This is a genomic window from Streptomyces sp. SID5785 (assembly GCF_009870065.1).
In the GTDB taxonomy this organism is placed as follows: Bacteria; Actinomycetota; Actinomycetes; order Streptomycetales; family Streptomycetaceae; genus Streptomyces.
The window spans coordinates 1-5,280 of sequence record NZ_WWIA01000009.1 but is presented as its reverse complement, the minus strand read 5'-3'; the positions used below and the strand labels follow the sequence as shown (position 1 = coordinate 5,280).

2 protein-coding genes and 2 pseudogenes are annotated in these 5,280 nt (G+C 70.6%); 3 read left to right on the top strand and 1 reads right to left on the bottom strand.

The annotated features are described in order from the left end of the window. Both GTW43_RS00410 and GTW43_RS00405 read left to right on the top strand, forming a co-directional pair. Positions 1-316 (top strand): annotated as a pseudogene (locus tag GTW43_RS00410) (exo-beta-N-acetylmuramidase NamZ domain-containing protein); the annotation flags it as partial. A 99-nt stretch (positions 317-415) separates the two neighbouring features. Then, positions 416-1,741 carry an MFS transporter gene (locus GTW43_RS00405; protein ID WP_237536323.1) on the top strand — a complete coding sequence of 442 codons (1,326 nt, stop codon included), beginning with the start codon at positions 416-418 and terminating at the stop codon, positions 1,739-1,741. Between the two features lie 97 nt (positions 1,742-1,838). Here the strand turns inward: GTW43_RS00405 and GTW43_RS00400 are convergent, their stop codons facing one another. Beyond that, positions 1,839-4,703, bottom strand: a complete 2,865-nt coding sequence (locus GTW43_RS00400; RefSeq protein ID WP_161299520.1) for a penicillin acylase family protein — start codon at positions 4,701-4,703, stop codon at positions 1,839-1,841. Between the two features lie 267 nt (positions 4,704-4,970). On the opposite strand from GTW43_RS00400, the pseudogene GTW43_RS00395 reads away from it, so the two are divergent. Continuing rightward, positions 4,971-5,280 (top strand): annotated as a pseudogene (locus tag GTW43_RS00395) (hypothetical protein); the annotation flags it as partial.

Here is a 5,280-nt window from a genome sequence, read left to right as displayed (position 1 = left end):
TCACTTCAGGGAGGCGTACTTCGCGCCGACGTTCTCCAAGTTCGAGGGCAGGACGGTCGGCGGCGTGCAGCTGCACGTCGACGACCGCGAGGCGTTCGACCCGGTCCGCACCGGCATCGCGCTCCTGGTGACGGCGAAGGCGTCGTGGAAGGACTTCGCCTGGCGCGCGGACAACTGGATCGACAAGCTGACCGGCTCGACGCAGGTGCGCACGATGATCGACGCGGGCGCGACGACGGACGAGGTGGTCGCCGGCTGGCAGGACGAGCTGTCCGCGTTCCGCGCGGTGCGGCGCCGCTACCTGACGTACAGGTAGCGGCGGCCGGCCCGGCGCCCCGCACCCGGTCTCACGGAACGAGACGCCGCATCTCAGGCATTGACTGCACGCTACACCGAACGCGACAGTGCCGAGGTGCTGAAACCCGACCCCACCAGCGAAGAAGCGCGCCCGGCCGACGCGGCGCAGGCACCTCCCGCACCGGAGAGCCTGCGCCGCGTGGCCGTCGCGAGCTTCATCGGAACGGCCATCGAGTTCTACGACTTCTACGTCTACGGAACGGCCGCCGCCCTCGTCCTCAACGACGCGTTCTTCCCCAACCTCTCCTCCCTCAACGCCACCCTCGCCTCCTTCTCGACGTACGCCGTCGCGTTCGCGGCCCGCCCGATCGGCTCCCTGGTCTTCGGTCACTTCGGCGACCGGATCGGCCGCAAGTCGGTGCTCGTGGCCTCACTGCTCCTGATGGGCCTGTCCACGGCCTGCGTCGGTCTGCTCCCCGGCTACTCCACGCTCGGCGTGTGGGCCCCGCTCCTCCTCGTGCTGCTGCGCTTCCTCCAGGGCGTGGGACTCGGCGGCGAGTGGGGCGGCGCCGCGCTGCTCGCCGTGGAGCACGCGCCGCGCGGGCGGCGCGGGCTGTTCGCCGCGTTCCCCCAACTCGGCCCGTCGGTCGGCTTCTTCGCGGCGACCGGCATCTTCTGGGTGCTGTCCGAGACGCTGTCCGACGACGCGTTCCGCTCATGGGGCTGGCGCGTCCCGTTCCTGCTGTCGTTCCTGCTCGTCGCGGTCGGCCTGTTCGTCCGGCTGAAGATCAGCGAGACGCCGGTCTTCGCGAAGGTGATGGAGGACCAGGAGGCCAGCCGGGCGCCCGCGCTCGAGGTGTTCAGGCGGCACCCGAAGGAGATCCTGCTCGGCGCGGGCGGCATGGTCGTCGCGTACGGGCTCTTCTACACCGCCACCACCTACTGCCTCGCCTACGGCACGAAGACGCTCGGCGTGCCGCGGGGCACGATGCTCGCGGTGTCGCTGGTGGCCTGCCTGTTCCTCGCGGCGGGCACCTGGCTGGCGGCGACCCGCTCGGACGCGGGCGGCCGGCGCCGCATGGTGCTCGTGGGCTCGGCCCTGGCCGTGGTGTGGGGTCTGGCCCTGTTCCCGCTGATGGACACCGAGCAGCCGGTGCTGATCGCGCTGGCGCTGGGCGGCGCCCTGTTCTGCATGGGCGTCGTGTACGGGCCGATGGGCGCGTATCTGCCGGAGCTGTTCGGGGTGCGGGTGCGCTATTCCGGCGCCTCGTTCGCGTACAACCTGGGCGGGGTGCTCGGCGGCGCGGTGGCGCCGCTGGTCGCGACGCGGCTGCAGAGCGCGTTCGGCTCGTCGTCGGTCGGCTGGTACGTGAGCGCGATGGCCGTCGTCTCGCTGCTGTGCGTGCTCGCGCTGCCGGAGACCCGCGAGCGCGAACTGGCCTGAGGAGAGCGGGAGAACGCAGGAGCGGCCGGGCGTCCGCCCGGCCGCTTCCGCGTTCCCTGCCGTTCCCGGCGGCGCGTGGACGCGCCGCCGGGTCGGGTCACCTGTGCGCCGGGAACTCGACCACCTGCTGGTAGGTCGGCCGGTTCTGCCACTGCATCGAGCGGTGCGTGATGCCGCCGACCGCGCGGTGCACGATCGTGTCCGCGCACCACTGGTCCCCCGCCTTGCACTGGTCGTCCCCGGGGTAGACCTCGGTGGCGGGCTTCGCCACCGCCGTGGCCAGCGACGCGAGCAGCGCGTCGCGGCAGGCCGACAGGTCACCGGCGCCGCAGTACGTCGCGCCGAGCGCGCCCTTCACCGGTTCGCCGAGGACCGACCGCAGGTCCTTGTCGACGTATCCCCACCAGCCGTACTGGAAGGCGGATCCGGCGTGCGAGCCGGTCGGTCCGTGTCCGGCCGACGGCGACTCGTCGACGGCCAGCTGGCCCGTCAGCGCCTGGTAGAGGTCGCCGCCGAGCCCGGGTTCGAACTCCGCCTTCACCAGGAGCGGCCACCAGGCGTCCATGATCCGCACGGCGTCCGGGTGGGCGTACGTCTTGGAGCCCGCGGACGTCTGGTTGCGCTGGGCCCCGCCCTTGCGCCACGCCTCCAGCTGCTGGACGGCCTGCGACAGCGCGGGGTCCGTGATCGGCTTGCTGCGCAGCACCTTGAGGAGTTCCGGCAGGACCTGCTCGCCGCGCAGGTCGGTGACGGCGGCCTCCTCCATCGCCTGGGTGAGCGAGGCGCGGGTGACGCCGCCCTCGGCGGTGAGCTTCTTGACCCGCCCGTCCAGCAGGTCGCCGCGGTGGACGGCGCCCAGGCTGAAGTTGGCGGCGGTGAAGTCCTTGGCCTGTTTGTTGTTCCAGGAGATGTAGTAGTCCTGGTTCACCGAGTTCGGGTGCTCGGCCGGCGGGGTGTAGGCCGCCGTGTTGTCGGCCGGGTCGAAGTCCTTCCACTCGTAGGCCGGTTCGGCCCGCACGGGCAGCGACATGTCGACGCCGTCGGCGCGCACCGGATTGTCGCCGCTGTTGTAGTAGGCAATGTCGCGCGAGTCGGCGTAGAACCAGTTGAAGGCGTAGCTGATGTGCTGGGCCGCCTTCTGGAAGGACGCGGCGTCCGTGACGTAGGACGGGTCGTTCAGCATCTGGAAGCCGATGATCGAGTCGGCCTCGTGCCGGTAGGTCGAGCGCAGTGCCGTGTAGGCGACGGGCTTGCCGTCGACGGTGGCACGGTGCGTCACGACGCCGTACTCGGTGCGGAAGACCTGCATCCGGTAGGAGCCCGCGGCCGTCGAGTCGGCGACGGTCGGCTTCCAGGCGTTCTTCCGCTCGAGCTTCTCCATCGGCGTGCAGGTGCCGTGGTAGAGGTACGAGGTCGAGGCCTTGGTGGGCGCGGATCCGTCGGCCTCGCAGAGCGGGACCGCGTACGTGTCGGTGATGTCCTGTCCGGCGGAGGTGGCGGACCAGGCGTAGTCCTGGCCGCGGCCGAGCTGGACGTACATGCCGACGCCGGCGAAGGAGGCGCCGCGGGCGCTGATCCCCGGACCCTGCAGCTCCTGGAGCATCAGGAGCTGGGGTGCGAAGTAGCCGGTCTGCGGGCCGAACACGGCGACGGGGTTGCCGGAGGCGGTGTGCTTGCCGGAGACCAGCAGGGCGTTGGACATGCCCTTCCTGGAGGCCGCGTCGCGGAACATGTCCGCCGGGAGCACGCCGTCGTCGTACATGCCCTGGAGCGGCTTGAGCTTCGCGGGCGCCTTCACCGGGTCCTTCTTCGCCGTGCCGGACTTCGCGGCGGTGGCGGCGGAGCCGGTGCGGTCGTACACGAGCGGCTCGCGGTCGACGGAGCCCGCGTCGGGCAGCGCCTCGCCGCGCGCCTTCGCCGGCTTCGTGCCGTACGGGAAGCTCGTGCCGTCGTGGATCGTGGTGACGGCCTCCGGGTCGTTGCGGCCGCGGAAGGTCTCCCAGATCTCGGTGCCCTTCTGGACGCCGTACTTCTGCTGGGCGGAGAGCAGCGACAGGGCCGAGTCGACCTCGCCGCCGCCGCCGTTGCCGAACAGGCCGCCGACGACGGAGGCCAGCGCGATCATGTCGGTCACCTCGAACGGCTGGATCTCGCCCACGTTGGTGATGGCGTCGATCTTTCCGGTGAGGACGTACTCGCCGGGGAAGTAGCGGCCGTTCTTGGACTTCTCGCGGTAGGCGTTGAGGCCGTCGATGTAGGCCTGGGCGTCCTCCATCGCCTGCGCGCCGCGCTCGCCGCCCTTGTTCTTGATGAAGTCGACCTGCTGCTGCAGATCGTCCTCGGTGTAGGGGGCCTGCGGCCAGAACTCCTGCTCGAGTCCCTGGTTGGCGAGCGCACCGCCGGCGAACGAGGTCAGCTCGCCGCGACCGATGTGGCGGAACAGGTCGATGAGCCAGAGCCGGTCCTGACCTGCGGCGTAGCCGGCGCCGAACTCGGTTCCGTAGCGCGTGGAACCTTTGATGTGGGGTACGCCGTTCTTCTTGTCACGGGTGATCGTCACGTCGTCGCGGGGGCGCGTGACCGAGCCGACCGATCCGTCCGGGACCCCGAAGGAGGAGTCGTTGAAGAAGTTCGAGAGAGTGGCGTCCGTGAGTGAGGGATATCCGGACGACAGTGCGTCGTAAGGGCCGATCTGGTCGTCGGCGTGCGCAGGCTGGGTTCCGAACAGCTTGTTGCCGAGGATCTCGGCGAGCGTGGCGCTGCCGTTCGCTCCGGGCGGCAGGATGTCCGCGCACTGCCCCTTGCAGTAGTCGGTCACAGGAGCGGGTTCGTCGGCGGCCGCGGCCGTCGAGAGCGGGGACAGCAGTCCCGCGGTGAGTACGAGCGCCGCGGCGGCCGTCAGTCTCCGCAGCGGGCCTCGGGACTTTCTGTGCAGGGTGGTGCGTGGGATGCGTCGTCGCATGCCTGGTCCTCCCGACGATGGTGAGCCGGAGGTTACCGGCGGTTAGCCACCGACAGAAGATGAACATGCGTCACGTTTTCAGGATCGCCACAGGGACCACTCGGCGACTCCCGGGCCTCACGAGGTGCCGCTGATGGCTCCCATCCGGGATCGGATGGGTCCCGGCGCCCTGCGGAGGGATCCGAATCACGTGTCGATACGTCTACTCGGCAACGTCGCTTCACGACTGCGGCGACGCCGACGTACGGGTGACGGAGGTGCAGGGCGATGGCCGGATTCCGGAGTCTGGCAAGACAGGTGCGCGATCCGCGCAACGATCTGGCACTGCGGCGCTACTCGCTGCGCAAGTGCCTGGAGAGATTTGCCCCTTACGGCCACCGGGCGACCTGGGACCACCTGTGCTCCCGGGCCGGCTTCGGCCCCGAGGACCGCTCCCCCGACCCGGGCCGCCTGGTCGCGGCCCTGGAGGAGCTGGAGGAGGCGCGGGCCGTGTGGCTCGCGTACGAGGACGACTTCGCCGAGCGGCGGCGCAAGGAGAAGCACGACGGGCTGCGCCGGCCGGGCAGCACCGACGACT

Bases quoted from the DNA above. Each gene is read 5' to 3' on its own strand.
- GTW43_RS00400 (WP_161299520.1), bottom strand. From the start codon at position 4,703: ATGCGACGACGCATCCCACGCACCACCCTGCACAGAAAGTCCCGAGGC.